The organism is Microbacterium sp. P5_E9, from assembly GCF_054049175.1.
Genome location: NZ_JBFUMV010000003.1, coordinates 169,127 through 191,171 on the forward strand (window position 1 = coordinate 169,127; position 22,045 = coordinate 191,171).

Consider the following 22,045-nt stretch of genomic DNA (forward strand, 5'->3'; position numbering starts at 1 on the left):
GAGTCGGTACGGTCGGAGGCATGACCTCCCGCACGTACCTCCCCGGCGGCTCCGGGGGAGTCTGGTACGAGAAGGACGCCGTGTTCGGGCGCATCGTGCATCGGCCGACCGGTCCGTGGACGAGCGCGGTGCACGAGTACCTCCGGTTCCTCCATCAGGCTTCGGTGGCGGGCGTGCCGGAGGTCATCGGCATCGACTCCCGCGGCGATGAGATGGTGGCGTTCGTGGCGGGGCGCACGCTGGCACCCGACGATGAGGAGCCGTCGGCGGCGCTGCTCGAAGGCGCCGCGACCTGGCTTCGCCACTTCCACGACGCCGCGTCCGGGTTCCATCCGGACGGTCCGCGGGTGTGGCGCCAGAGCTCCTCGAACCTCGCGCCGGGTCAGATCATCTGCCACAACGATCCGGGCACCTACAACTGGGTCGTCGACGGCGACACGTTCGTCGGACTCATCGACTGGGATCAGGCCGGGCCCGGAGATCCACTCGACGATCTCGCCTTCCTCTGCTGGACCGCGATTCCGCTCTTCCGCCCCATTGCGGCGAAGGATGCCGCGCACCGCGTGGCGATCGTCGCCCGCGCCTATGGCGGGGTCGCGGCATCCTCTCTGCTCGACGCCGTGGCCGACCGCATGACCAGGGCATCGGAGCGCATCGCGGCGGGCATCGAGCGCGGCGACCCTGGCATGATCTCGCTCCAGGCACACGGAGAGCCCGCACGGACCCAGGAGCGGGTCGAGGGTTTCCTCGACCGGCTTCCCGCGATCCGGGCGGGCTTCCTCAGCTAGGCGACGGGTGCCCCGGCCGATCTTCGGCCGGGGTCCGGCGCGATCAGGTTCGGGCGCCGCCGCCGGACCGCACGCGCGATACGGCATCAACTGTCGCGGCGAGGATCAGCACGCCGCCGGTGACCATCAGGTTGATGCCGGACGTCAGCCCGAGCAGGCCGAGGCCGTTCGTGATGACGGCGATCACCAGCGCGCCGATCGCCGCGTGGATCAGACGTCCGCGCCCGCCGAAGAGGCTGACACCGCCGACGACCGCCGCGGCCACACCGCTCAGGACGATGTCGCGCCCGACGCTCGCGTCCACCGAGCCGACGCGCGTGATGCTGAACAGCGCCGCCACCACCGCGAGCGAGGAGCAGATGACGAACGCCCACCACTTGATCCACCGCACCTTGATGCCGGCGCGGCGCGCGGCCTCGGCGTTGCCGCCGATGGCGTAGATGTAGCGGCCGAACTTCGTGCGGTCCAGCACGAAGGTGCCGATCCAGAGGATGATGAGCGTCACCGGGATGATGTTGGGCACACCCTGGACCACGTTGATCGACTGTCCGCGATCGAGGTTCAGGAAGTAGACCACCACGCCGCCCAGCACGGCGATGACGCCCAGTTTGATCCACACCAGCGACAGCGGACGGTTCGGAACACCCGCGCGCGTGCGGCGGGCCCGGTCCCAGAACGACGTGCCTGCCGAGATCGCGAGCATGATCGCCAGCATCACCCAGCCGCCCCATACCGGCAGGTTGCCGTTCTGCAGCGCCCGCAGCTCGGGCACGTCGAGCCGGTACAGGCCGCCTTCTCCGATGATGAGCAGCGCCAGGCCCTGCAGACCGAGGAACAGCCCCAGGGTCACGACGAACGAGGGGATGCCCACTCGGGCGACGAAGAACCCGATGAGGCCGCCGATCGCGATGCCGAAGAGAAAGCCGGCCAGCAGCGCGAGCGGCCACGGTACGCCGTTGGCGTTGAGGACCACGAAGATCGCCATCGCATTGCCGCCTGTGACGCCGGCCGACAGGTCGATCTCGCCGAGCAGCAGCACGAAGACGAGAGCCATGCCGAGCATGACGAGCGGCGCCGCCTGATTGAACAGGTTGGCGAAGTTGCGCTCGGTGAAGAAGAAGCCGCTGAGCAGACCGAACAGCAGGCAGAGCACGACGAGTCCGCCGACCGCCGGCAGCGCGCCCATCTCGCCGCCGCGCACGCCCTGCCACCACGCCTTGACCTGGTCGCCGAGTCCGCCCTCGTGTCCGCTGCCGATCAGGTCGCTCGATGCCGGCGCCGGCTCAGGGGGCGTCTGGGTGCTGGTCGGGGCGCTCATACGATCTCTCCTTCGGTGCCGATCGTGGATGTCTCCAGCAGCGTGATGCCGCCCTGGGTCTTCGTACCTGTGATGTACCCCACGATGTCGTCGCGGTTGGTGTCCTTGGTCTCGAGCTGGGCGACCAGCTGCCCGAGGTAGAGCACGGCGATGTCGTCGGCGACCTCGAACACGTCGACGAGGTTGTGGCTGATCAGCACCACGGCCACGCCCTGCTCGCTGAGCCGCCGGACGAGGTTGAGCACCTGCTCGGTCTGGGCGACGCCGAGTGCGGCGGTGGGCTCGTCGAGGATGACGACGCGCGCCTTCTTCAGCACCGCGCGGGCGATCGCGACGGTCTGGCGCTGACCGCCGGACAGGCTCGACACCTTCTGCCGCACCGACTTCACGGTGCGCACGGAGAGCGAACGGAGGGTGTCGGATGCCTCCTTCTCCATGCGCCCTTCGTCGAACGTGCCGGTCGAGGTCTCTTCGCGGCCGAGGAACATGTTCTGGACGATGTCGAGGTTGTCGCAGAGCGCCAGGTCCTGGTAGACGACCTCGATGCCGAGGGAGCCGGCCTCCCGGGGCGAGTGGAGGTCGCGGTGGGTGCCGTCGACCAGCACTTCGCCTGAGTCGTAGGGCTGCACTCCAGCGAGGCCCTTGATGAGGGTGGACTTCCCCGCGCCGTTGTCACCCACCAGGGCGGTCACCCGGCCGGGGTAGACCTTGAGGTCGATTCCTTTGAGGACGCTGACGGGGCCGAACGACTTCTTCACGCCCACGAGTTCGATGATGGGTTCTGGCATGCTCGCTTCCTTGCGAATTCGATGCGGGTCGCACACGGGGGCGCCGCGCCTCAGTCGACGCGACGCCCCCGATGCGATTGGCGCTTACTGTACGCCGTACTCCGTGCACTTGTCGGCGACGTTCACGCCTTCGATCGTGCCGGTGCAGAGCGTGGCCACGTCGGCGTCGCCTGCGGCGACGACGTCCTTGACCTGGTCCGGTCCGACGAGGATCGGGGTGACCTGGATGTACGGCGTGCCGTCCTCCAGCTTGGCGCCGGCCGTGGGCTTGTCGCCCTTCAGCAGAGCGACCGCGGTCTCGACAGCGGCGTCAGCCTCGTCCTTGACCGGCTTGTAGACCGTGGCGGTCTGCCATCCGGTGAGGATGAACTGCAGCGCGGCGAGCTGGGCGTCCTGACCCGAGATCGGCACACCGGTCAGCTTGTTCTTCTGCAGGATCGAGATGACACCGGCTGCGTTCGCGTCGTTGGCCGACCAGACCGCGTCCACCTTGCCGCCGTTGGCCGTGAGGGCCTGCTCGAAGTTGGTTGCGGACTTCTCCTGGTCCCAGATCCCCGGGGGCTCCTGGGCCGGCTTGACGATACCGGCGGCCTCCATGGCCGAGACGGCACCCTCCTTGAACATCGCGGCATTGCCGTCGGTCGGGTCGCCGCCCATGTAGAACACCGCAGCGGTGGCCGGGTCCTTGCCGGCGGCCTTGAGGCCGTCGACGACGGTCTGGCCCTCGAGCTCGCCCACCTTCACGTTGTCGAACGACACGTAGTAGTCGGCACCCGCGAGCGGGCGGTCATAGGCGATGACGGGGATGCCCTCGGCCTTGGCCTTGTCGACGACGCCGAGAGCAGCGCCCTTATAGTCGACGAGCAGCATGACGCCGCAGCCCTTGGTGAGCTGCTGGTCGGCGATCGTCGCGTACTTGTCCTTGTCGCCCTGGGCGTTCTGGACGTCCGCCTCGAAGCCGGCGGCCTCCAGCCCCTCCTGGAGGTACTTGCGGTCGAGGTCTTCCCAGCGGTTGGAGGACGCCGAGTCGGGCAGGATCACGCATGCGCGACCCGCGTCAGCGGCACCGCTTTCGCTGGGCGTGCCACCGCCGGAGCTGGAACATCCAGCCAGCAGAACCACTGCAGCACTCGCAAGTGCGGCAGTGGCGAGAAGTGATGACTTCCTCATCATTCGCCTTTCGTCATTCGTCATTGAATTTCGCGAGGCGCCGCCTCACGGGCTTTCGGGCCTGAAGCGATCATCCTCACCTTCACGTCTTGGCGTCAAGACATGAACGTAACGCTTTGGCAACGGCGTCACTGGGTTCGCCCAGTGAATGCACCGGTCGGGGCGCTCGACCGCGCCCGAGGCGTGCGACCGCTCAGGCGCGACCGGTTGCGGCCCGCGTGCGTCGCGAGATGGAGTCGACGATGACCGCGAGGACGAGCACCACTCCGGTGATCATGAACCGCACCGACGAGTCGAGGCTGAGCAGCGTCAGCCCGGAGGAGATGGACTGGATGACGATGATCCCGAGGAGTGCGGAGAAGGCGGTGCCGCGGCCGCCGAACAGGCTGGCACCGCCGATCACCGCCGCCGCGATCGCGTTCAGATTCGTGTCCCCGCCGCCCGAACTCTGGTTCGCGGCGGCGAGGCGCGACGCCGCGAGGATGCCGCCGACGGCCGCGAGACTCGAGCACAGCATGAACACCGAGAGGTAGATGCGGTCGACGCGGATGCCGGCGCGCCGGGCGGCCTCGACCGAGCCGCCGACCGCGTACACCGCCCGACCCCACCGGGTGCGGGTGAGGACGAGATGCATGACCACGACGAGGCAGAGGAAGAGCACGAACATCAGCCCCACGCCGCGCGAGAGGTTGAGGTACCACGCGGAGGCGACGAGGAACACCAGGAGCCCGGCACTGCGCAGCCCGATCTCGAGGTAGGTCTGGCTCACCAGATTGGCGGCCATCCGCCGGCGCGCCCGTCGGGTGAGCGACAGGGCATAGGCGCCGACGGCGAGCACCGCGACGACGTAGGAGGCCCAGGCCGGCAGCACCATCTGCTGGGCGAACTGCACGAACCACGAGTCGAAGGGGATGTTGATCGAGCCCGTGCCGCCCAGGACCCACAGCTGCAGGCCGAGGAATCCGAGCAGTCCGGCGAGCGTGACGATGAAGCTGGGGAGCCCGAATCGCGTGTAGAGGAATCCGTAGACGACCCCCACGAGCATGCCCGCGACGATCGCCGCCACGAGGGCGAGGATCGCGTTCCACTGCAGCTGCACGAACGTCACGGCGAGGATCGCCGCGGCCAGCCCGGAGACGGACCCGACCGACAGATCTATCTCGCCGACCAGCAGCACGACCACGATCCCGAGCGCGATCGTGCCGATCGCGGCGCACTGCATCGTGAGGTTCCACAGGTTCGTGCTGGAGAGGAACACCGGGTTGAGCACCTGGAAGACGGTCCAGATCACGAGGAGACCGGCGATGACCGGCAGGGATCCGAGGTCGCCTCCTCGGATCCGTTCGATCAGAGCGGCGATGGCGCGACGGACGGCGCCGGGTGACAGCATCCGCTCCTCGTCGGCGGGATGCTCGTGGGCGGGCGCCGCGCGATCGTCGCGCACCCCGCTCACTGCTCGCTCCCCTGCACGCGTCCCGGCCGGCGGGGGGTTCCGTTCGAGGGCATCCGGATGATCTTGCCCTCGCCCGTCTTGGGTGCGCCGGGCACCTTCGGTGACACCCTCGCGCCGCTCGCCCCGGTGATCGCCGAGACCAGCGTCTCGCTCGTCACCTCGACGGCGTTGAACTCGCCGTTGTTGCGACCGAGGCGCAGCACGACCACTCGGTCGGCCACGGCCAGGACGTCGGCCATGCTGTGGCTGATCAGCACCACGCCGTGCCCCCGCTCGCGCAGCCGCACGATGAGGTTCAGCACCTCGGCCGTCTGGGCCACCCCGAGGGCGGCGGTGGGCTCGTCGAGGATCACGATGCGCGGCTCGCCGATGAGCGATCGCGCGATCGCGACAGTCTGCCGCTGCCCGCCGGACAGCGCCGCCACGGGAATGCGCACCGAGGGGATCTTCGCGGAGAGCTCCCGCAGCAGCGTCCACGTGCGCTGCTCCATCTCGACCTCGTCGAGGCCGCCGCTGGTCGTCAGCTCGCGGCCGAGCCACAGGTTGCCGACGACGTCGAGGTTGTCGCAGAGTGCGAGGTCTTGGAAGATCGTCTCGATTCCGAGCTCCTGGGAATCGGCCGGGCTCGAGATGTCGACGACCTCGCCGTCGAACTCGATCGTGCCGTCGTCCGGGGGATGAACCCCGGCGAGGATCTTCACGAGCGTCGACTTGCCGGCGCCGTTGTCGCCGATCAGGGCGACGACCTCGCCCTCGTTGACCCAGAAGTCGACGTCGGTGAGCGCCTTGACGGCGCCGAAGTGCTTGCCGATCCCGCGCATCGTGAGCACCCGCGACCGCGCGGGGGGAGAGGTGATCGGGGTGGACATCGTGCTACAGGATGCCAGCCGCAGCGCATGCCGCGGCGTATTCGGGGGTGCAGATGTCGTCGATCGTCCAGAACCCGTCCTCGACCACCGTCTCGACGATGTTGTCGATCGTCACCGCGACCGGCTGAAGGAGGGTCGTGGGCGTTCCGTCGGTCTCCATCGGCGCCGTCACCGTTCCGCCGCGCAGCAGGGTCACCGCGACGTTGGCGGCCAGCTCGGCCTGCGGCTTGATCGCTTTGTACACGGTCATGTACTGGTCCCCCGTGACGATCCGCTGCAGCGCCGAGAGCTCGGCATCCTGTCCCGTCACGATCGGCAGCGGATCCACGGCGGCCGCCTTCAGCGCCGAGACGGCGCCGCTGGCCGTCCCGTCGTTGGCGGCGTACACCCCCGCGATGTCGTCGCCGAACTGGGAGATCTGCCCGGCGACCCACTCCTGCGCCTTGTCGGGGCTCCAGTCGGGCGTGTCGTAGGCCGCGAGCACGTGCAGCCCGCTCTGGGCCAAGACCTCCTCCGCGCCGTCGCGGAAGAGGGCGGAGTTGCTGTCGGTCGGGGATCCGTTGATCATCAGGATGCCGCCGCCCGATGAACCAGCGGCGTCAAGGGCGTCGACGAGCGCGGTCGCCTGCAGCTCGCCCACCTTCTCGCCGTCGAAGGACACGTAGTAGGCCAGGTCGCCGCCGGCGATCAGCCGGTCGTATGACACGACCGGGACGCCCTGGGCCTTCGCCTGCGCGACGATGCTCGCGGCGGCCTTCCCGTCGACGGGATCGAGGACGAGGACTCCGGCGCCGGCGGCAAGCGCCGATTCCGCCTGCTGCTGCTGCTTGGCGGCATCCTGATCCGCGTTGGAGTACAGCACCTGGAAGTCGCCGAGTTCGGCGACCCGTGCCTCGAAGAACGGCCGGTCGAAGGTCTCGTAGCGGGCCGTCTTCGCGTCGGGCAGCAGCAGCGCGATCTTTCCCTCTTCCCCACCCGGCGCCTGCGGCATGCACGCCGTGAGTGCGGTCATCGCGAGCACGAGGACACCGAATGCCGCCGCGGCTGCGGACAGCTTCGATCCGAGTCGCCGTGACCGCGGCATCGGGTCGTGCCGATTCACGCTGAGACGGCGATGATGTCGGCGTCGACCGTCACGTGGTCCAGCGCGATCGCGATCGCCCCGCGCGTCTCGGACCACTCGCCGAACGTGGCTCCGACGATCTCGGGCAGCCCGTCGGCGGACGGGAGGGCCGTCCGCTCGAGCGAGTGGCGCATGGGCGCCATCAGGATCTCGCCCGCCTGCGCGAGCTCGCCGCCGACCACGATGAGCTCCGGGTCGAAGAGATTGCACAGGCTCGCGGCAGCGACGCCGATGTGCCGGCCCGCGTCGGCGATGACCCGGCGCGAACTGCCGTCGCCGTCCTCGGCCGCCTGCAGGAGGTCGCTGATCCGGTGCATGCCCGCGCTCGGCGGGAACAGCGACAGCAGGGCGGGGCCGCCGGCGTAGGTCTCGAGGCATCCGCGGTTGCTGCAGCGGCAGACCGGGCCGTTCTCGTCGATCGTGACATGGCCGATCTGGCCGGCCTTGCCGTTCACGCCGCGGAAGAGGTCGCCGCCGACGATGAGCCCGGCGCTGATGGTGTGGCCGACACGGATGAAGACGGATGCCGAGGCCGAGCGTCCGCTGCCCTCGCGGGCCTCAGCGAGGCCGCCCAGATTCGCCTCGCTGTCGACGTGCACCGGACGGCCGATCCGCTCGGAAAGGCTCTCGGCGACGTCGATGCCCGCCCAGCCGGGCAGCAGCACGGGCGTGGAGATCATCCCGGTGCGCGGATCGATGGGAGCGGGCAGGGCGAGCCCGACGGCGAGGAGGTCGGCGACCGTGCCGCCGAGCGACTCCATGAGCTCGCTGAGGAGGATCGCCAGCCGGTCGAGCTGCGCATCGTGGCGGTGGTCGAGCGGAAGCGGGAGCGAGGTCTGGCTCACGACGGTGCGGGTGACATCGGCGATCGCGATGTGCAGCTGCCGCGACGTGTAGTGCACGCCGGCCACGAGGCCCAGCTGGCGGGCGAGTGAGACGAGCGTGGCACGCCGTCCGCTGCGGGACGTGACGGACGTGTGCAGGAGGCCCGCTGCGGTGAGCTCTTTGACGATGTTCGACACCGTCGCGGGTGACAGCCCGGTGCTGCCGGCGAGCTCGACCTGCGTCAGACGTCCGTGGCGCTTGAGCGATTCGACGAGGCGCGCGCGATTGGCCTCGCGGAGCGAGCTCTGCGAGCCAGGCGGAGACGTGTGACGCGCCACACGCACACTGTACCCGACCCGCTTTCGGCCGGAACGGTGAGCGTCGCAGCCCGGCTTTAGGCTGGACACCATGCGTCTCGCCACCTGGAACGTCAACTCCGTCCGTGCTCGCGTCGACCGCATCGTCGACTTCGCGGTCCGCGAGAGCATCGACGTGCTGGCCATGCAGGAGATCAAGTGCAAGGCCGAGCAGTTCCCGTTCGAGAAGTTCGAAGAGGCCGGCTTCCACGTGGAGGCGCACGGCTTCTCGCAGTGGAACGGCGTCGCGATCGCGAGCCGCGAGCCGCTCACCGACGTCGAGACCGCTTTCCCCGGCATGCCCGGGTTCGCGAAGGGGCATGAGGGAGCGGATGCCCCGCAGGAGGCCCGTGCCATCGGCGCGACGGTCGGCGGGGTGCGGGTGTGGAGCCTGTACGTACCGAACGGGCGCTCCCTCGGCGATCCGCACTACTACTACAAGCTCGACTGGCTCAGCGCCCTCGAGCAGTACACCCGCGAGTCGCTGAAGGCTGACCCCGACCTCGCGCTCGCGCTCGTGGGCGACTTCAACATCGCCCCGACGGATGCCGACAACGGCGATCCGACGGTGGTCCAGGGGTTCGCGACCCACGTCTCGCCGCCCGAGCGCGAGGCCTTCGCCGCACTCGAGGCCGCCGGCCTCGCCGACGTGGTGCGGCCGCTCATCCCCACCGGGTTCACCTACTGGGACTACAAGCAGCTGCGCTTCCCCCGCAATGAGGGCATGCGGATCGACTTCATCCTCGGCTCGCACACGTTCGCCGACGCGGTGGCCGGTGCGCAGATCCATCGCAACGAGCGCAAGGGCGAGGCCCCGAGCGATCACGTGCCGGTCGTCGTCGACCTCGACCTCACGGGCGACGACGACGACGATCGCCCGATGATCTTCTGAGTCAGTCCTCGGTGGTCATGTCCCCGGTCTGCGGCGTGCCTTCAGCGGGACCGTAGCGAAGCGAAACGGCGCCCGATGACCCTGCGGCGGGCGGGGCCAGGAGCCTGAGGTTCGCGGGCGCGGCACCGTCCGGGAAGACCTTCTTCCCCTGCCCGAGCACGATCGGGTACACCCACAGCACGAGCTCGTCGAACGCCCGCTCCGCGAGCAGGGTCTGCACGAAGTCGATGCTGCCGATGATGTGGATGTTCTCGTGGCGCTCACGCAGCGCGGCGACGTCGGCCGCGGCATCCGGTCCCAGCTGGGTGGTGCCGGCCCAGTCGAGCGTGGGAGTGCCGCGCGATGCCACGTACTTCGGGATGCGATCGAACTTCGGCCCGATCCCGCCCCCGTCGTGGTGCGGCCAGTACGCAGCGAAGATGTCGTAGGTCCTGCGCCCGAGGACGAGCGCGTCGAGCTTCTCGATGCCCGCCATCACTTCCCTGCCGACGAGATCGTCCGGCAGCGGCGCCTGCCATCCGCCGTACGGGAAGCCGCCGGAGATGTCCTCCTCTGGTCCACCCGGGGCCTGCGCGACCAGGTCGAGGGTGGTGAACAGATCGATCGTGATGCGTCCGGTCATTGCCGTGTCCTTTCGAGAGATCGAATCGCGAAGGTTGCGGCGAATCGCTCCAGGAGCGTCGGGTCGCCATGGACCGCGGCGATCACCTCCTGATCGATCGCCTCGCTGGGGGTCAGCTCCCCCGAAATGATGCGCCGGATGCCGGGCCCGGCCGCGAAGACGAGCTCCGGGTCGCCAGGAGGGATGCGCCCGCCGACCGGCGGCGACGGCGGCGCGAGCTGCGCGATCCGCAGCGCGTCGCCGTCGACCTGCACCCGCAGCACCACATCGCCCACGTGCACCTCGTAGTCTGCGGGCGGCAGCGAGGCCGCGGCATCCGGTTGAAAAGCCGTCCGCAGCGCCATCGTGAGCGAGTCCGCCGTCACGACGTCGTCGATGCCCGGCTCGCCCATCTGCGCGAATCCCCAGCGCCCGAGGGCGAGCACGATCGGCTCGAGCTCACGCCCGTAGTCGGTGAGCTCATAGACGAGCCCGCAGTTCTTGAGCGGCACGCGGCGCACCACACCGCCCTCCTGCAGCTCCTTGAGCCTCGTGGAGAGGATGTTCGTGGGGATGCGGGGCAGCCCCTGCTTGAGGTCGGTGTACCGGCGGGGGCCGACGAGCAGGTCGCGGACGATGAGCATCGCCCAGCGCTCCCCGACCAGCTCGACGGCAGTGGTGACCCCGCAGTACTGCCCGTAGCTGCGAGATGCCAAGGGGTCAGACCTGAGCCTGCTCCGCCAGATAGGCCTCCGGGCCCTTCTCGGCCGCCACCGGGTCCATGTAGAGGAACCCGAGGTTGTTGCCGTCCGGGTCATCGAGGTCGCGCGAGTACATGAACCCGTAGTCCTGCGCCGGGCGCGGCTCGCTGCCGCCGTTCGCGAGCCCGGCGGCGAGCACCGCGTCCACGTCCTCGCGGCTGTCGCGGCTGAGGGCGATCGACACCTGCGCGCTCGTGGCGGGGTCGATGATCGGCTTGTCGGTGAACGTCGCGAAATACTCCCTGGTGAGCACCATGAAGTACACGTTCTCGTCCCACACGATGCAGGCCGCGTTCTCATCGGTGAACTGCGGGCTCAGCTCGGCACCCAGCGCGAGATAGAACGCCTTAGAGCGCTCCAGGTCGGACGTGGGGATGTTCACGAAGATGCTGGTCATTTCCTGCTCCAATCGCTGTGCGGTGTGCCCGCAGACCGATACTTGCAAAAAGCAAGCAAGCTTGTCAATAGCAAGTTCGCGTGAACCGGGTGCACTCTCCGTCGCAGGGGGGATGCCGCGGCGCGGCCTCCCCCGTACCGTGGAGAGATGTCCGAATCCGTCCCGCCGAGGCCCCTGCGCCGGCCGCCCTCGGCCGCCGAGCTGCGCGCGGACGTGTGGCTCGCCGCCGCTCTGATGCTCGCCGCGATCCTCAGCGCGGCCCTCGGCTCCGTCGCCGGGATCTACGCCGACGAGACGCCGGGCATGGAGTGGGCGCTGCTCTACGCGGTCGCACTCACCGCGCCCCTCGCCGTGCGCCGGCGCTTCCCCGAGGCCGTCGCCGTCGCGACGGCGGTGGCCTTCTTCGTCGCCATGAGCTTCCAGATCCCCGAGATGTACGTCGGCAACATCGTCCTGTTCATCAGCATGTACACCGTCGGCGCGTGGGTGAACGATCGCCGGCGGGCCGCCATCGTGCGCATCGCGATCATCGTGGGGATGTTCACGTGGCTGCTCGTCACGACCTTCCAATCGGCGACCGCCGACACCGACGACGGCCTCTCCCGCGCGGGCCTGTTCTCACCCTTCGTGGCCTGGATGCTCATGCAGTTCCTCGTCAACGCGGCCTTCTTCGGCGGCGCCTACTACATGGGCGAGCGGGCGTACGCGTCGGCGCTCGCCGGCGAGGCCCTGCGTCAGCGGACGCTCGAGCTGGAGCGCGAGCGCGAGGTGACGGCGGCGCAGGCCGTCGCCCTGGACCGGGTTCGCATCGCCCGCGAGCTGCACGACGTCGTCGCGCACCACGTGTCGGCGATGGGTGTGCAGGCGGGTGCGGCGCGCGCGGTGATGGTCCGAGATCCGGAGTCCGCCCGCACCGCGCTGATCGCCATCGAGACCGAGGCGCGCTCCGCGCTCGATGAACTGCACCACCTCCTCGAGACCCTCCGGACGCCCGGGGGCGATGCTCCCGACGCGTCGACGGTGCGGCTGTCGGGGCTCGCCGACCTGGTCGCGCACGCCCGCGACAGCGGCATGCCCACCACCCTGACGATCGTCGGAGAACCGATCGAGCTGCCCGACCTGGTGCAGGTCAACATCTACCGCGTCACGCAGGAGGCACTCACCAACGCGAGGCGTCACGGTGGTCCGGATGCCGCCGCCGACGTGCGGCTGCGCTTCGCGCCTGATGACCTCGAGCTCGAGATCGCGAACGAGGGCCGGGTGACGCCGGCGATCAAACCAGGGCTCGGGATCGTGGGGATGCGCGAGCGCGCCGCCGCCTCCGGCGGAACGATCGAGGTCGGTCCCCGTGCGCGGGGCGGCTTCCTGGTGCGGATGCGCGTCCCGCTGCCGTCACGGGTCACCGCATGACCCGGCGCCGCATCCGCGTGCTGCTCGTCGACGACCACGCCGTGATGCGGGCGGGCTTCCGCATGATCCTCGAGACCGCGGACGACATCACCGTGGTCGGAGAGGCGGCGGACGGCGCCGCTGCCGTGGCAGCGGCATGCGCTCTGGATCCGGACGTCATCTGCATGGACATCCAGATGCCCGAGATGGACGGACTCGAGGCCACGCGACGCATCGTCGCCGACGCCGCACTGCACGCGGCTGTCGTGATCGTGACGACGTTCGACCGCGATGACTACCTGTTCCAGGCACTGGCGGCCGGTGCGAGCGGGTTCCTGCTGAAGAATGCCGGCCCCGAGGAGCTCATCTCGGCGGTGCGCGTCGCGGCGGCGGGCGATGCGCTGCTCGCTCCAGAGGTGACGCGGCGCGTGATCGCCCGGTTCGCGGAGCTCCCCACGGGGACCGGCCCGACCTGGACGCAGCCACCCGACGCTCCCGCGGCGCACATCGAGCTCACCGATCGCGAAGCGGAGGTGCTGGGGCTCGTCGCCGAGGCGCTCAGCAACGCCGAGATCGCCCAGCGGCTGTACATCGGCGAGGCGACGGTCAAGACGCACGTGTCGAACGTGCTGCAGAAGCTCGGCGCCCGCGACCGCGTGGCGGCGGTGGTCTACGCCCACCGCCATGGGCTGACGACGCCGTCGTGACGTCTGCGAACGCCTGTCCCCCGCACGGCGGGGTGTGAAACCCGTCTGACGGGGGATGCCCGCTCCGTCCGGGCTTGCGTAGCGTGAGCCGTGACGCCATCCGAAGGAGACACGATGCTGCAGCTGGCTGGGATCGACAAGAGCTACGGGTCGAGACCCGCGCTCGACGACGTGTCGTTCGAGGTGCGCCCAGGACGCCTCACCGGATTCGTCGGCGGCAACGGCGCCGGCAAGACCACGACCATGCGGATCATCCTCGGCGTGCTGTCGAAGGATGCCGGCACTGTGACGCTCGACGGCGTCGAGGTGACGGCATCCGATCGCCGGCGCTTCGGCTACATGCCCGAGGAACGCGGCCTGTACCCGAAGATGAAGGTGCTCGAGCAGATCGTGTACCTCGCCCGGCTGCACGGCTTCTCCCGAGCGGATGCCGCGATCCGAGCCACCGCGCTGCTCGAGCAGCTCGGACTCGGCGAGCGCCTCGCCGACAACGTCGAGACGCTCTCACTCGGCAACCAGCAGCGCGCCCAGATCGCCGCGGCGCTGGTGCACGACCCCGAGGTGCTCATCCTCGACGAGCCGTTCTCGGGACTTGACCCGCTCGCCGTCGACATCGTCGCCGGCGTGCTCCAGGGACGAGCCRCGGACGGCGTGGCCGTGCTCTTCTCGTCGCACCAGCTCGACGTGGTCGAGCGACTGTGCGACGACCTCGTGATCATCGCCGGCGGCACGATCCGCGCAGCCGGCGCACGCGACTCGCTGCGCGCGGAGCACTCCACGCGCCGCTTCGAGCTGATCTCGGCGGGTGATGCCGGGTGGCTCCGCGGCGAGCCGGGCGTCGAGGTCCAGGGCTTCGACGGCGGCTACGCCGTGTTCGACGTCGACAGCGATGAGACCGCGCAGCGGGTGCTGCGCCGGGCCATCGCACAGGGGGATGTCGCGAGCTTCGCGCCGCAGCATCCGACACTCGCCCAGATCTTCAGAGAGGTCATCCAGTGAGCACTGCATCCACCCGAGCGCCCAGCACGCCGCAGAGCGTGTGGCTCGTCGCCGAGCGCGAGATCGCCTCGAAGATCCGCAGCAAGGCCTTCCTGATCTCGACGATCATCCTCTTCCTCGGGGCACTTGCCCTCGTGGTCTGGGGCGGCATCCAGGCCGGTTCGACCAGCGGCACCCCCGTCGCCGTGACCGCAGACGCGCAGCAGTACGTGCAGGATGTCCCCGGTCTCGAGGTGACGGATGCCGCGGACCGCGCCGAGGCGGAGGCCCTGGTCCAGTCGGGCGATGTCGATGCGGCGATCGTCGGCGACTCCGCGTCGCCGACGGGCTTCGCGGTCATCGCGGACTCGAGCGCGCCGACACAGCTGATCCTCTCGCTCGCCGAGCTTCCGACGGTGCAGCTGCTGAACCCCTCGGCCACGGACGAGGCGCTGCGGTACCTCGTCGCGATCGGCTTCGGCGTGGTGTTCCTGCTCGCTGCGTCGCTGTTCGGCGGCACGATCGCGCAGAGCGTCGTCGAAGAGAAGCAGACGCGCGTGGTCGAGCTGCTCATCTCGGCCATTCCGGTGCGGGCGCTGCTGGCCGGGAAGGTCATCGGCAACACCGTGCTCGCGATGGGCCAGATCCTCGTCCTCGCCGGAATCGCGATCGTCGGACTCACGCTGACCGGGCAGGGCGCGATCCTGCAGGGGCTCGGCGGCCCGATCGCGTGGTTCGCGGTCTTCTTCCTCTTCGGCTTCATCCTGCTGGCGTCGCTGTTCGCGGCGGCGGCGGCGATGGTGTCGCGTCAGGAGGACATCGGCTCCACGACGATGCCGCTCACCATGCTGATCATGGCGCCGTACTTCCTCGTGATCTTCTTCAACGACAACCCCACGGTGCTCGCGATCATGTCGTACGTGCCGTTCTCCGCCCCGGTCGGGATGCCGATGCGGCTGTTCCTCGGCGAGGCGCAGTGGTGGGAGCCCCTGCTGTCGCTCGCGATCCTCATCGCGACCTGCGTCGGCGCTATCCTCGTCGGCGCGCGGATCTACGAGAACTCGCTGCTGCGGATGGGCGGACGGGTCAAGCTCCGTGAGGCGCTGAAAGGCTGACGGATGCCGCGCCCCGCCGCCGCGGTCAGGGCGCGGGCGGATTCAGGTCGGGGTGGAAGGCCGTGAACAGCGAGTACGGCTTGCCATCGGCATCCGGTCCGCGTTCCTTGAACTCGTTCGCAAGCGCGTACAGGCGCGTCTCCAGCTCGGCCTTGTGCTCGTCGTTGAGCTTGAGGCCGAGCCAGGTCGCTTGGAGTTCGTCGTCGTGGAGGCCTTCGATCTGCTGCAGGAAGGTTTCGACGAGTACGTAGCTGCCGCCGGGCAGGGACGTGCGCCAAGAGAGCCCGGTCGCCCGGTACGGGACCTCTCGGCTGCCCTGGGCGCCGACCCGCTCGGGCTCGGCGGCGAGGTAGCCGGTCTGCACGAGAGTGCGGACGTGATGCAGCATCGTGCCCGGGTTCACCCCGAGCAGCCCCGCGAGCTCCTTGTTGGTGCGGGACTCGAAGGCGCAGAGGCGCAGGACGCGCAGGCGAAGTGGCGAACTGAGGGCGCGCATGCGCGCTTCGGCGTCGGGATCGCCGCTCTGCAGCTCGATCCGCTCTTCGGTCTGCTCGCTCATGGGCCTCACGCTACCTGACTGATTGACAGTTCTCAATCAGTGGCTCAGACTGGTTGGCATGTCCCAACCAGATGAGGCGACCGACGTCGAGGCCGACGCGGAGGCCGCAGCCACCGCGGCGCGGAAGCCGAAAGGATCGCTCTGGCGCGACCGCAACTTCCTGACGCTGTGGAGCGGCCAGGCGYTGAGCCAATTCGGCTCGCAGATCACCGGACTCGCCCTCCCCGTGCTGGCCGTGCTGATCCTCGACGCGAACGAATGGGAGATCGGGGTCCTCGGGGCTTCTGAGTTCGCCGCCTTCCTCGTCGTGGGGTTGCCTGCCGGCGCGTGGATCGACCGGATGCGCAAGCGGCACGTCATGATCTGGGCGGATGCCGTGCGCGCCGTGGCGCTCGGTGCGCTGCCCATCCTCGCTGCGTTCGGAGCCCTGGAGATCTGGCACATGTATCTCGTCGCACTGATCATGGGCGTGGCGACCGTCTTCTTCGACGTCTCGAATCAGAGCTTCATCCCGTCACTCGTGCGCAGCGATCAGATCGCTGAGGCCAACGGCAAGCTCCAGGCCACCGAGCAGCTCGCCCATCTGGCGGGTCCGGCCGCGGGCGGCTGGCTGATCGGTGTGTTCACCGCACCGATCGCGATCATCATCGACGCGGGCACCTACGTCGCGTCGTTCTTCACCCTGCTGTTCACGAAGGACCACGAGAAGCTGCGCTCCCCCGAGGATCACGCTCCACTGCTGAAGGAGATCGGCGAGGGCCTGCGCTGGGTGTTCGGAAACCCGCTGCTGCGGCGCATCGTGGGCACCACCGGTGTCGCGAACTTCTTCGGCACGATCTCGCAGACGCTGCTGCCGATCTTCGTGCTGCGCGAGCTCGGACTGACGCCGGCGATGTTCGGCCTTGTCTTCTCGATCTCCGCGATCGGCGGCCTGCTCGGCGCCATCGCGACCCCGCGGATCGTCGCCCGCATCGGCGAGGCGCGCGCCATCCCGCTCAGCGCGATCGGCTTCTGTCTCGTGCCGTTTTTCCTCCCGGCGATCTCGCTCGTGCCGGAGCTCGCCTTCCCGTTCCTGGTGATCCAGTTCTTCTTCGCGAGCTTCACGGTGCTGCTCTACAACATCACCCAGGTGACGTTCCGCCAGCGGATCACCCCGCCTCGGCTGCTCGGCCGCATGAACGCATCGGTGCGGTTCGTCGTCTGGGGCGTGATGCCGATCGCGGCGCTGCTCGCCGGCGCACTCGGCACCTGGATCGGCGTCGTCCCGACCCTCTGGATCGCCGCTGTCGGCGAGCTCCTCGCCGGCCTCTTCGTCATCACCGGCCCGTTCTGGAGCATGCGCGAGCTGCCCGAGGCGCACGCCGAGCACACGCAGGCGGACGAAGAGTCCCGCTAGACGCCAGCCACCGCCCCCGAGGCCCTCCGCCGCGCCTAAGGTTGACCATGGCCGCGAGCATCCTGTCGATCGGCACCGCGGTACCACCGGCCCGTGCGTCGCAGACGGTCGCGCGCGACGTGTTCGCGAGCCAGCCAGGCCTCAGTCGCATCGCTCAGCGCCTCATTCGCGCAGCTTTCGATGCTTCTGCGATCGACCACCGCAACACCGTCCTCGCCGACCTCGTCGCCTCCGCGACGGGTGTCGAGAATCCGGACCCCGCGCTCGGCGTATCCCTCGCCGGGCCTGATGGGACGATCCTCGCCGCGTCCACGGGCGCTCGAAACGACGCTTACATCCTGCTCGCCCCGGCCCTGTTCGCGGCGGCCGCTGCCCAGGCACTCGCCGAGGCCGGTGTCGCACCCGACGAGGTCACCCACGTCGTCACCGTCTCGTGCACCGGAATGTTCGCCCCGGGTCCCGACTTCCGGCTGGTCAAGGACCTCGGCCTTCGGAGGGACGTCGAGCGGTATCACATCGGCTTCATGGGCTGCGCGGCGGCGCTGCCGGGCCTGCGGGCGGCATCCCGGATCTGCGCTGCCCAGCCGGATGCCGTCGTGCTGGTGGCAGCCGCAGAACTGTGCACGCTGCACATCCGATCGTCCGAAGATCCGCAGCAGATCGTCGCGGCCTCTGTCTTCGCGGACGGCGCCGCAGCCGCCGTTGTAGCGCAGCGGCCGCGGAGGGCAGGGCCCCGACTCGAATTCGAGCGATTTGGCACCGTCCTCACGAGCGAAGGCGAATCCGACATGGTGTGGACCATCGGCGACGAGGGCTTCAACATGATCCTCACCGCCGAGGTGCCGCGCATCATCGGGCGTGAGATCCGCGACGCCGTCGAGTCCTTCCTCGGTGCGGACGTTCCCCACCTGTGGGCCGTCCATCCCGGCGGCCGCAGCGTGCTCGATCGGGTCGAAAGCGGCCTGAACCTCGACCCGAGTGCGCTCGAGGCATCCCGATCGGTCCTTCGCCGCCAGGGCAACATGTCGAGCGCGACGATCCTGTTCATCCTGCGGGACCTGCTGCACGACGAGAACCTTCCGGACGACGCCCGCGTCGCGGCTCTCGCCTTCGGGCCAGGACTCACGGTCGAATCGGCCCTGCTCACCCGCACCACCACAGGACCGGTGTGAACCTGGCCGTCCGCGACGCTGACGTCGCCGAACTCATGGACGACCCCGCCTGCGATCCGCAGCGACTCGCGGCAACGCTCCGCAGGTTCGACACCGTCAACCGACTCGTCAGCGGATGGGGCGACGTCTATCGATCGCGGCTGCGCCCCCATCTTGCGTCACTCGGACGCCCCGCGCGCGTGCTCGACCTCGGATGCGGAGGTGGCGACCTGCTCGTGCGGCTCTCGCGACTCGCGACTCGCGACGGACTCGAGGTGGACTGGGTCGGCGCAGACCCCGACCGCCGCGCGATCGCGGTCGCGCAGGAACGCAGGGTGCCCGGCGTCAGCTTCCGGTGCACGGATGCCGCTGCCCTGTCTCGCGAGGGTGAGCGGTTCGACGCGGTGGTGTCCAATCACGTGCTGCACCATCTTGCGGACAGCGATCTGCGGAAGTTCGCCGATCAGTCGTTGGCGTTGTCGGACGGGATCGTGGTGCACTCCGACATTCGCCGGAGCCGCCTGGCATACGGCTTGTACGCGGTCGCGGTCACCCCGTTCGCGCCGGGCACATTCCTTCGGACCGATGGATTGCGGTCTATCCGGCGCAGCTACCGTGCGGACGAACTCGAAAAGGCACTGGGCAACCCTTGGCGGGTGGCCGCCGCGTCGCCCTTCCGAGTCCTGGCTGTAGGCGTGCGTGGCTGAGGTGATCGTCGTGGGCGCGGGCCCCGTGGGGACGCTGCTCGCCGCGGAGCTCGCCCGCAGGCGAGTCGATGTCCTCGTCCTCGAGCGTCGAGCGACGGCTGGTGACGGTACCCGCGCGATCGGAGTCCACGCGCCGGTGCTCGCAGCGCTCGAGGCGTCCGGCACGACCGAGCGGCTCCTGGCCTCGGCGATCCGGGTCTCACGCGGTGAGGCGCGGTCGGACGGCCGAACGCTCGGAACCGTGCGGTTCGACCGACTGGGACGGCGGTTTCCGTTCGTCGCCGCGCTCCCGCAAGCCGCGACCGAGGCGGCCCTGGCCGTCGGCGCACCCGAGCCTCGGCGCGGGGCGACCGTGACCGAAGTGGCCCCGGGGGCCGACGGCATCCGCGTTTCCTTCGGCGATGGCGAAACAGCGCGCGCACCGATCGTCGTGATCGCGGGGGGCTGGAGAGCCCGCGCGTTGGTCTACCGACCACGCGGCATCCGCGTCCGCCCGTACGCCGACCGCTATCTCATGGCGGATGTCGCGACGGGTCGCGACGGCGCGCTCGCCGTCGTCAACATAGACCGGTCGGGCGTGCTGGAGTCATTCCCGCTGCCAGGCGGGCGGCGGAGGTTCGTCGCATGGGATTCCTCTCCGGCCGACAGCGACGACGGCGCGCGGACCGAGCGGCTGCGCTCCGCACTGATCGCGCGCGGCGATCAGGAGGCCGCCGCGCGGGTCACGGCTGCGACGCCGTTCGAGGTGCGCCGCGCGGTGGCACCCTCACTGCGCCGCGCCGGCCTGTTCGTGATCGGCGACACGGCACACGAGGTGAGCCCCATCGGCGGACAGGGCATGAACCTGGGACTGCTGGATGCCGTGACCCTCGCGCCCCTGCTCGCACGGTGGGTCCACACCGCGGAGTCGCCGGACGCCGCCCTGGCGCGCTGGGAGGCGCGACGCCTATCCTCGGCGCGCACGGCCGCCGCGATAGCGACGCTCAACACGTCACTCGGTCGCCCCCTCCCGCCCCTGGCGCACGCGGCGCGGCGGGCGGGGCTGCGGCTCGCCCTGCTGCCCCCCGGGGCGCGACTGCTCGCGCATGCCTACGCGATGGGGTTCGACCGCGACGCATGACTCACGCGGCCACGGCGCCGCCGGTTGCGGCGAGCTGGGCGGCGAGCAGCAGGGCGGCGAGCATGACGAGCCGGAACAGCGTGCGGCTGGGCTGCCGAACGACTGCCAGCACCGCCGTGCCAACTGCGACGATGACGACAGCTCCGAAGAAGATCCACGACACGGTCGACACTGCCGCGACGTCGCCGCCGGCGGACCCGAGCAGTACCGCGACCGCACCGAGGATGATCCCGACCGCCGCGACGACCGCCGAGGCGCGCGGTCCGATGCGGTGGGGCAGGCCGCGAACACCGGTGCGCTCGTCGTCGTCGAGGTCGGGCAGGACGTTCGTCAGATGCACAGCCGCGCCGAGCGCGGCACCCGCGACCCACGCCCACGGGGCGGCCACCCGCGGCTGGGCCGCGGCAAGGGTGACCAGAGAGGGGAAGATCCCGAAGCTGATGAGGAAGGGCGCGATCGAGAGCACTGTCGACTTCAGGGCCGCGTTGTAGGCCCACGCGGACGCGAGGAAGATGGCGTGGGCTGCCAGCATCCCGGGTCCGAGGGCTGACGAGAACGCGAGCGCCACGACGAGCGCGCCGATCGCCCAGCCCCACGCGAGGCGCTCGCTGATGTCCCCCCGGGCGATGGGCTTGTCGGTGCGGCCGACCGCGCGGTCGCGGGGCGCGTCGATCGCATCGTTCGAGAGTCCGATCGACAGCTGGCCGCAGAAGACGGCGAGAGTCAGGAGAGTGAGCCGCCACGGTTCCAGTCCCACGGCGACCCCGAGCACCAGGGCGAGGATCGAGACGACGAGAGTCGGCCCCGGGTGCGTCGAGCCCCAGAGCGCCCTTGCCGTCGAGAGGAGCGACATCCGCCGCGCGCTCAGCTGCATGGTGCGACAGTAGCGCGTCACATTCCTGCACCTGGGAATGCCTCCCAGGTGCATGCGGTTGCATGGGATTGGGCCGACGGCGTCCCTGATCCATCCGCTCGATCAAGGAGTCGTCATGTCCGACGTCATCACCCGCACCGCCCCCACCCACGCTCCGATCCTCGACGTCCTCGCCGAACGCTGGAGCACGCGCATCTTCGACGCGCAGGCCTCGCTTGACGAAGTCGCGTTCGCGAGCGCCCTCGAAGCCGCGCGCTGGACGCCCACCGGTGCGAACACGCAGCCGTGGCGGCTCATCGTCGCCCGCCGTGGCACCGAGGCGCACGCCCAGATCATGGCGACCCTCGCCGGCTTCAACTCCGCCTGGGCAGGCGACGCCGCGGTGCTGATCGTCTTCGTCGCCGAGACCACCCGCGACGGCAAGCCGATGACGTGGGCCCTCTACGACACCGGCCAGGTCGCCGCGCACTTCACCGTGCAGGCGCACGCCGACGGTCTCTACACGCACCAGATGGGTGGCTTCGACGGCGCCGCGGTCTCGGAGGCCTTCGGCCTCGACGAGAACTTCACCCCGATCACGATCATGGCCGTTGGTGCCCTGGGCGACTCCGCCGCCGCGCACGAGACCCTCGTCGAGCGCGAGAACGCGCCGCGCGCGCGTCGTCCGATCGCCGAGTCGCTCCTCGTCAACGCGTAGTCCGACCCGAT

At 69.7% G+C, this 22,045-nt stretch carries 23 protein-coding genes; 11 read left to right on the forward strand and 12 right to left on the reverse strand.

Translation table 11 applies throughout. The features are described from left to right. Nucleotides 1-20: 20 nt before the first annotated feature. Nucleotides 21-788, forward strand: coding sequence for a phosphotransferase (locus tag ACXJ3V_RS07030; protein ID WP_457099567.1), 768 nt, complete (start codon nt 21-23; stop codon nt 786-788). A gap of 43 nt (nt 789-831) precedes the next feature. Here ACXJ3V_RS07030 and ACXJ3V_RS07035 read toward each other — a convergent pair whose 3' ends face one another. The 7 genes from ACXJ3V_RS07035 to ACXJ3V_RS07065 form a co-directional block, all read right to left on the reverse strand. Beyond that, a complete protein-coding gene (locus ACXJ3V_RS07035; RefSeq protein WP_457099568.1) occupies nt 832-2,106 on the reverse strand; it encodes a sugar ABC transporter permease in 1,275 nt (424 codons plus the stop codon). Next, nucleotides 2,103-2,894: an ATP-binding cassette domain-containing protein gene (locus ACXJ3V_RS07040; protein ID WP_457099569.1), complete on the reverse strand. Its 792-nt coding sequence runs from the start codon at nt 2,892-2,894 to the stop codon at nt 2,103-2,105. The genes ACXJ3V_RS07035 and ACXJ3V_RS07040 overlap by 4 nt, the downstream gene beginning before the upstream one ends. A gap of 84 nt (nt 2,895-2,978) precedes the next feature. Continuing rightward, nucleotides 2,979-3,935, reverse strand: a complete 957-nt coding sequence (locus tag ACXJ3V_RS07045; protein ID WP_457099570.1) for a sugar ABC transporter substrate-binding protein — start codon at nt 3,933-3,935, stop codon at nt 2,979-2,981. Between the two features lie 322 nt (nt 3,936-4,257). Continuing rightward, the gene (locus ACXJ3V_RS07050) at nt 4,258-5,454 is read right to left on the reverse strand and encodes a sugar ABC transporter permease (protein WP_457099741.1); all 1,197 of its coding nucleotides are present in this window, start codon (nt 5,452-5,454) and stop codon (nt 4,258-4,260) included. A 59-nt stretch (nt 5,455-5,513) separates the two neighbouring features. Further along, entirely contained in the window at nt 5,514-6,386 is an 873-nt protein-coding gene (locus tag ACXJ3V_RS07055) for an ATP-binding cassette domain-containing protein (protein ID WP_457099571.1), read from the reverse strand. A gap of 4 nt (nt 6,387-6,390) precedes the next feature. Further along, on the reverse strand, nt 6,391-7,488 hold the full coding sequence (locus tag ACXJ3V_RS07060) for a sugar ABC transporter substrate-binding protein (protein ID WP_457099572.1): 1,098 nt from the start codon (nt 7,486-7,488) through the stop codon (nt 6,391-6,393). Further along, nucleotides 7,485-8,672, reverse strand: a complete 1,188-nt coding sequence (locus tag ACXJ3V_RS07065) for an ROK family transcriptional regulator (protein ID WP_457099573.1) — start codon at nt 8,670-8,672, stop codon at nt 7,485-7,487. Before ACXJ3V_RS07065 ends, ACXJ3V_RS07060 begins: the two co-directional genes overlap by 4 nt. Before the next feature lie 70 nt (nt 8,673-8,742). Between ACXJ3V_RS07065 and ACXJ3V_RS07070 the strand changes: the two genes are divergently transcribed. Continuing rightward, the gene (locus ACXJ3V_RS07070) at nt 8,743-9,582 is read left to right on the forward strand and encodes an exodeoxyribonuclease III (protein ID WP_457099574.1); all 840 of its coding nucleotides are present in this window, start codon (nt 8,743-8,745) and stop codon (nt 9,580-9,582) included. 1 nt (nt 9,583) lies between these two features. Here ACXJ3V_RS07070 and ACXJ3V_RS07075 read toward each other — a convergent pair whose 3' ends face one another. Genes ACXJ3V_RS07075 through ACXJ3V_RS07085 form a run of 3 tightly spaced genes read right to left on the reverse strand, consistent with a single transcriptional unit; the run spans nt 9,584 to nt 11,341 of the window. Further along, nucleotides 9,584-10,204: a dihydrofolate reductase family protein gene (locus ACXJ3V_RS07075; protein WP_457099575.1), complete on the reverse strand. Its 621-nt coding sequence runs from the start codon at nt 10,202-10,204 to the stop codon at nt 9,584-9,586. Then, the gene (locus tag ACXJ3V_RS07080) at nt 10,201-10,899 is read right to left on the reverse strand and encodes a winged helix-turn-helix transcriptional regulator (RefSeq protein WP_457099576.1); all 699 of its coding nucleotides are present in this window, start codon (nt 10,897-10,899) and stop codon (nt 10,201-10,203) included. Before ACXJ3V_RS07080 ends, ACXJ3V_RS07075 begins: the two co-directional genes overlap by 4 nt. A gap of 4 nt (nt 10,900-10,903) precedes the next feature. Further along, nucleotides 10,904-11,341, reverse strand: coding sequence for a VOC family protein (locus tag ACXJ3V_RS07085; RefSeq protein WP_457099577.1), 438 nt, complete (start codon nt 11,339-11,341; stop codon nt 10,904-10,906). A gap of 147 nt (nt 11,342-11,488) precedes the next feature. Here ACXJ3V_RS07085 and ACXJ3V_RS07090 point away from each other — a divergent pair, with 147 nt between their 5' ends. The 4 genes from ACXJ3V_RS07090 to ACXJ3V_RS07105 all read left to right on the forward strand — a co-directional run bounded on the left by ACXJ3V_RS07090 (nt 11,489) and on the right by ACXJ3V_RS07105 (nt 15,530). Further along, nucleotides 11,489-12,751, forward strand: a complete 1,263-nt coding sequence (locus ACXJ3V_RS07090; RefSeq protein WP_457099578.1) for a sensor histidine kinase — start codon at nt 11,489-11,491, stop codon at nt 12,749-12,751. Further along, complete coding sequence (locus ACXJ3V_RS07095; protein WP_457099579.1) at nt 12,748-13,437, forward strand: response regulator; 690 nt, start codon at nt 12,748-12,750, stop codon at nt 13,435-13,437. Before ACXJ3V_RS07090 ends, ACXJ3V_RS07095 begins: the two co-directional genes overlap by 4 nt. Before the next feature lie 114 nt (nt 13,438-13,551). Beyond that, complete coding sequence (locus ACXJ3V_RS07100; protein WP_457099580.1) at nt 13,552-14,436, forward strand: ABC transporter ATP-binding protein; 885 nt, start codon at nt 13,552-13,554, stop codon at nt 14,434-14,436. Continuing rightward, on the forward strand, nt 14,433-15,530 hold the full coding sequence (locus ACXJ3V_RS07105; protein ID WP_457099581.1) for an ABC transporter permease: 1,098 nt from the start codon (nt 14,433-14,435) through the stop codon (nt 15,528-15,530). Before ACXJ3V_RS07100 ends, ACXJ3V_RS07105 begins: the two co-directional genes overlap by 4 nt. A gap of 25 nt (nt 15,531-15,555) precedes the next feature. Here the strand turns inward: ACXJ3V_RS07105 and ACXJ3V_RS07110 are convergent, their stop codons facing one another. Next, a complete protein-coding gene (locus ACXJ3V_RS07110; RefSeq protein WP_457099582.1) occupies nt 15,556-16,089 on the reverse strand; it encodes an ArsR/SmtB family transcription factor in 534 nt (177 codons plus the stop codon). 58 nt (nt 16,090-16,147) lie between these two features. On the opposite strand from ACXJ3V_RS07110, the gene ACXJ3V_RS07115 reads away from it, so the two are divergent. The 4 genes from ACXJ3V_RS07115 to ACXJ3V_RS07130 are packed head-to-tail and all read left to right on the forward strand — an operon-like array spanning nt 16,148 to nt 20,463. Further along, on the forward strand, nt 16,148-17,485 hold the full coding sequence (locus ACXJ3V_RS07115) for an MFS transporter (protein ID WP_457099583.1): 1,338 nt from the start codon (nt 16,148-16,150) through the stop codon (nt 17,483-17,485). 47 nt (nt 17,486-17,532) lie between these two features. Continuing rightward, entirely contained in the window at nt 17,533-18,657 is a 1,125-nt protein-coding gene (locus ACXJ3V_RS07120) for a type III polyketide synthase (RefSeq protein WP_457099584.1), read from the forward strand. After that, complete coding sequence (locus tag ACXJ3V_RS07125; protein WP_457099585.1) at nt 18,654-19,343, forward strand: methyltransferase domain-containing protein; 690 nt, start codon at nt 18,654-18,656, stop codon at nt 19,341-19,343. The genes ACXJ3V_RS07120 and ACXJ3V_RS07125 overlap by 4 nt, the downstream gene beginning before the upstream one ends. Beyond that, nucleotides 19,336-20,463, forward strand: a complete 1,128-nt coding sequence (locus tag ACXJ3V_RS07130; protein ID WP_457099586.1) for an FAD-dependent oxidoreductase — start codon at nt 19,336-19,338, stop codon at nt 20,461-20,463. The genes ACXJ3V_RS07125 and ACXJ3V_RS07130 overlap by 8 nt, the downstream gene beginning before the upstream one ends. Before the next feature lies 1 nt (nt 20,464). Here ACXJ3V_RS07130 and ACXJ3V_RS07135 read toward each other — a convergent pair whose 3' ends face one another. Beyond that, nucleotides 20,465-21,337 (reverse strand): UbiA family prenyltransferase, encoded by an 873-nt coding sequence (locus ACXJ3V_RS07135; RefSeq protein WP_457099587.1) that lies wholly within the window; start codon nt 21,335-21,337, stop codon nt 20,465-20,467. Between the two features lie 115 nt (nt 21,338-21,452). Here ACXJ3V_RS07135 and ACXJ3V_RS07140 point away from each other — a divergent pair, with 115 nt between their 5' ends. After that, nucleotides 21,453-22,034, forward strand: coding sequence for a nitroreductase family protein (locus ACXJ3V_RS07140; RefSeq protein ID WP_457099588.1), 582 nt, complete (start codon nt 21,453-21,455; stop codon nt 22,032-22,034). The last annotated feature ends 11 nt before the right edge of the window (nt 22,035-22,045 follow it).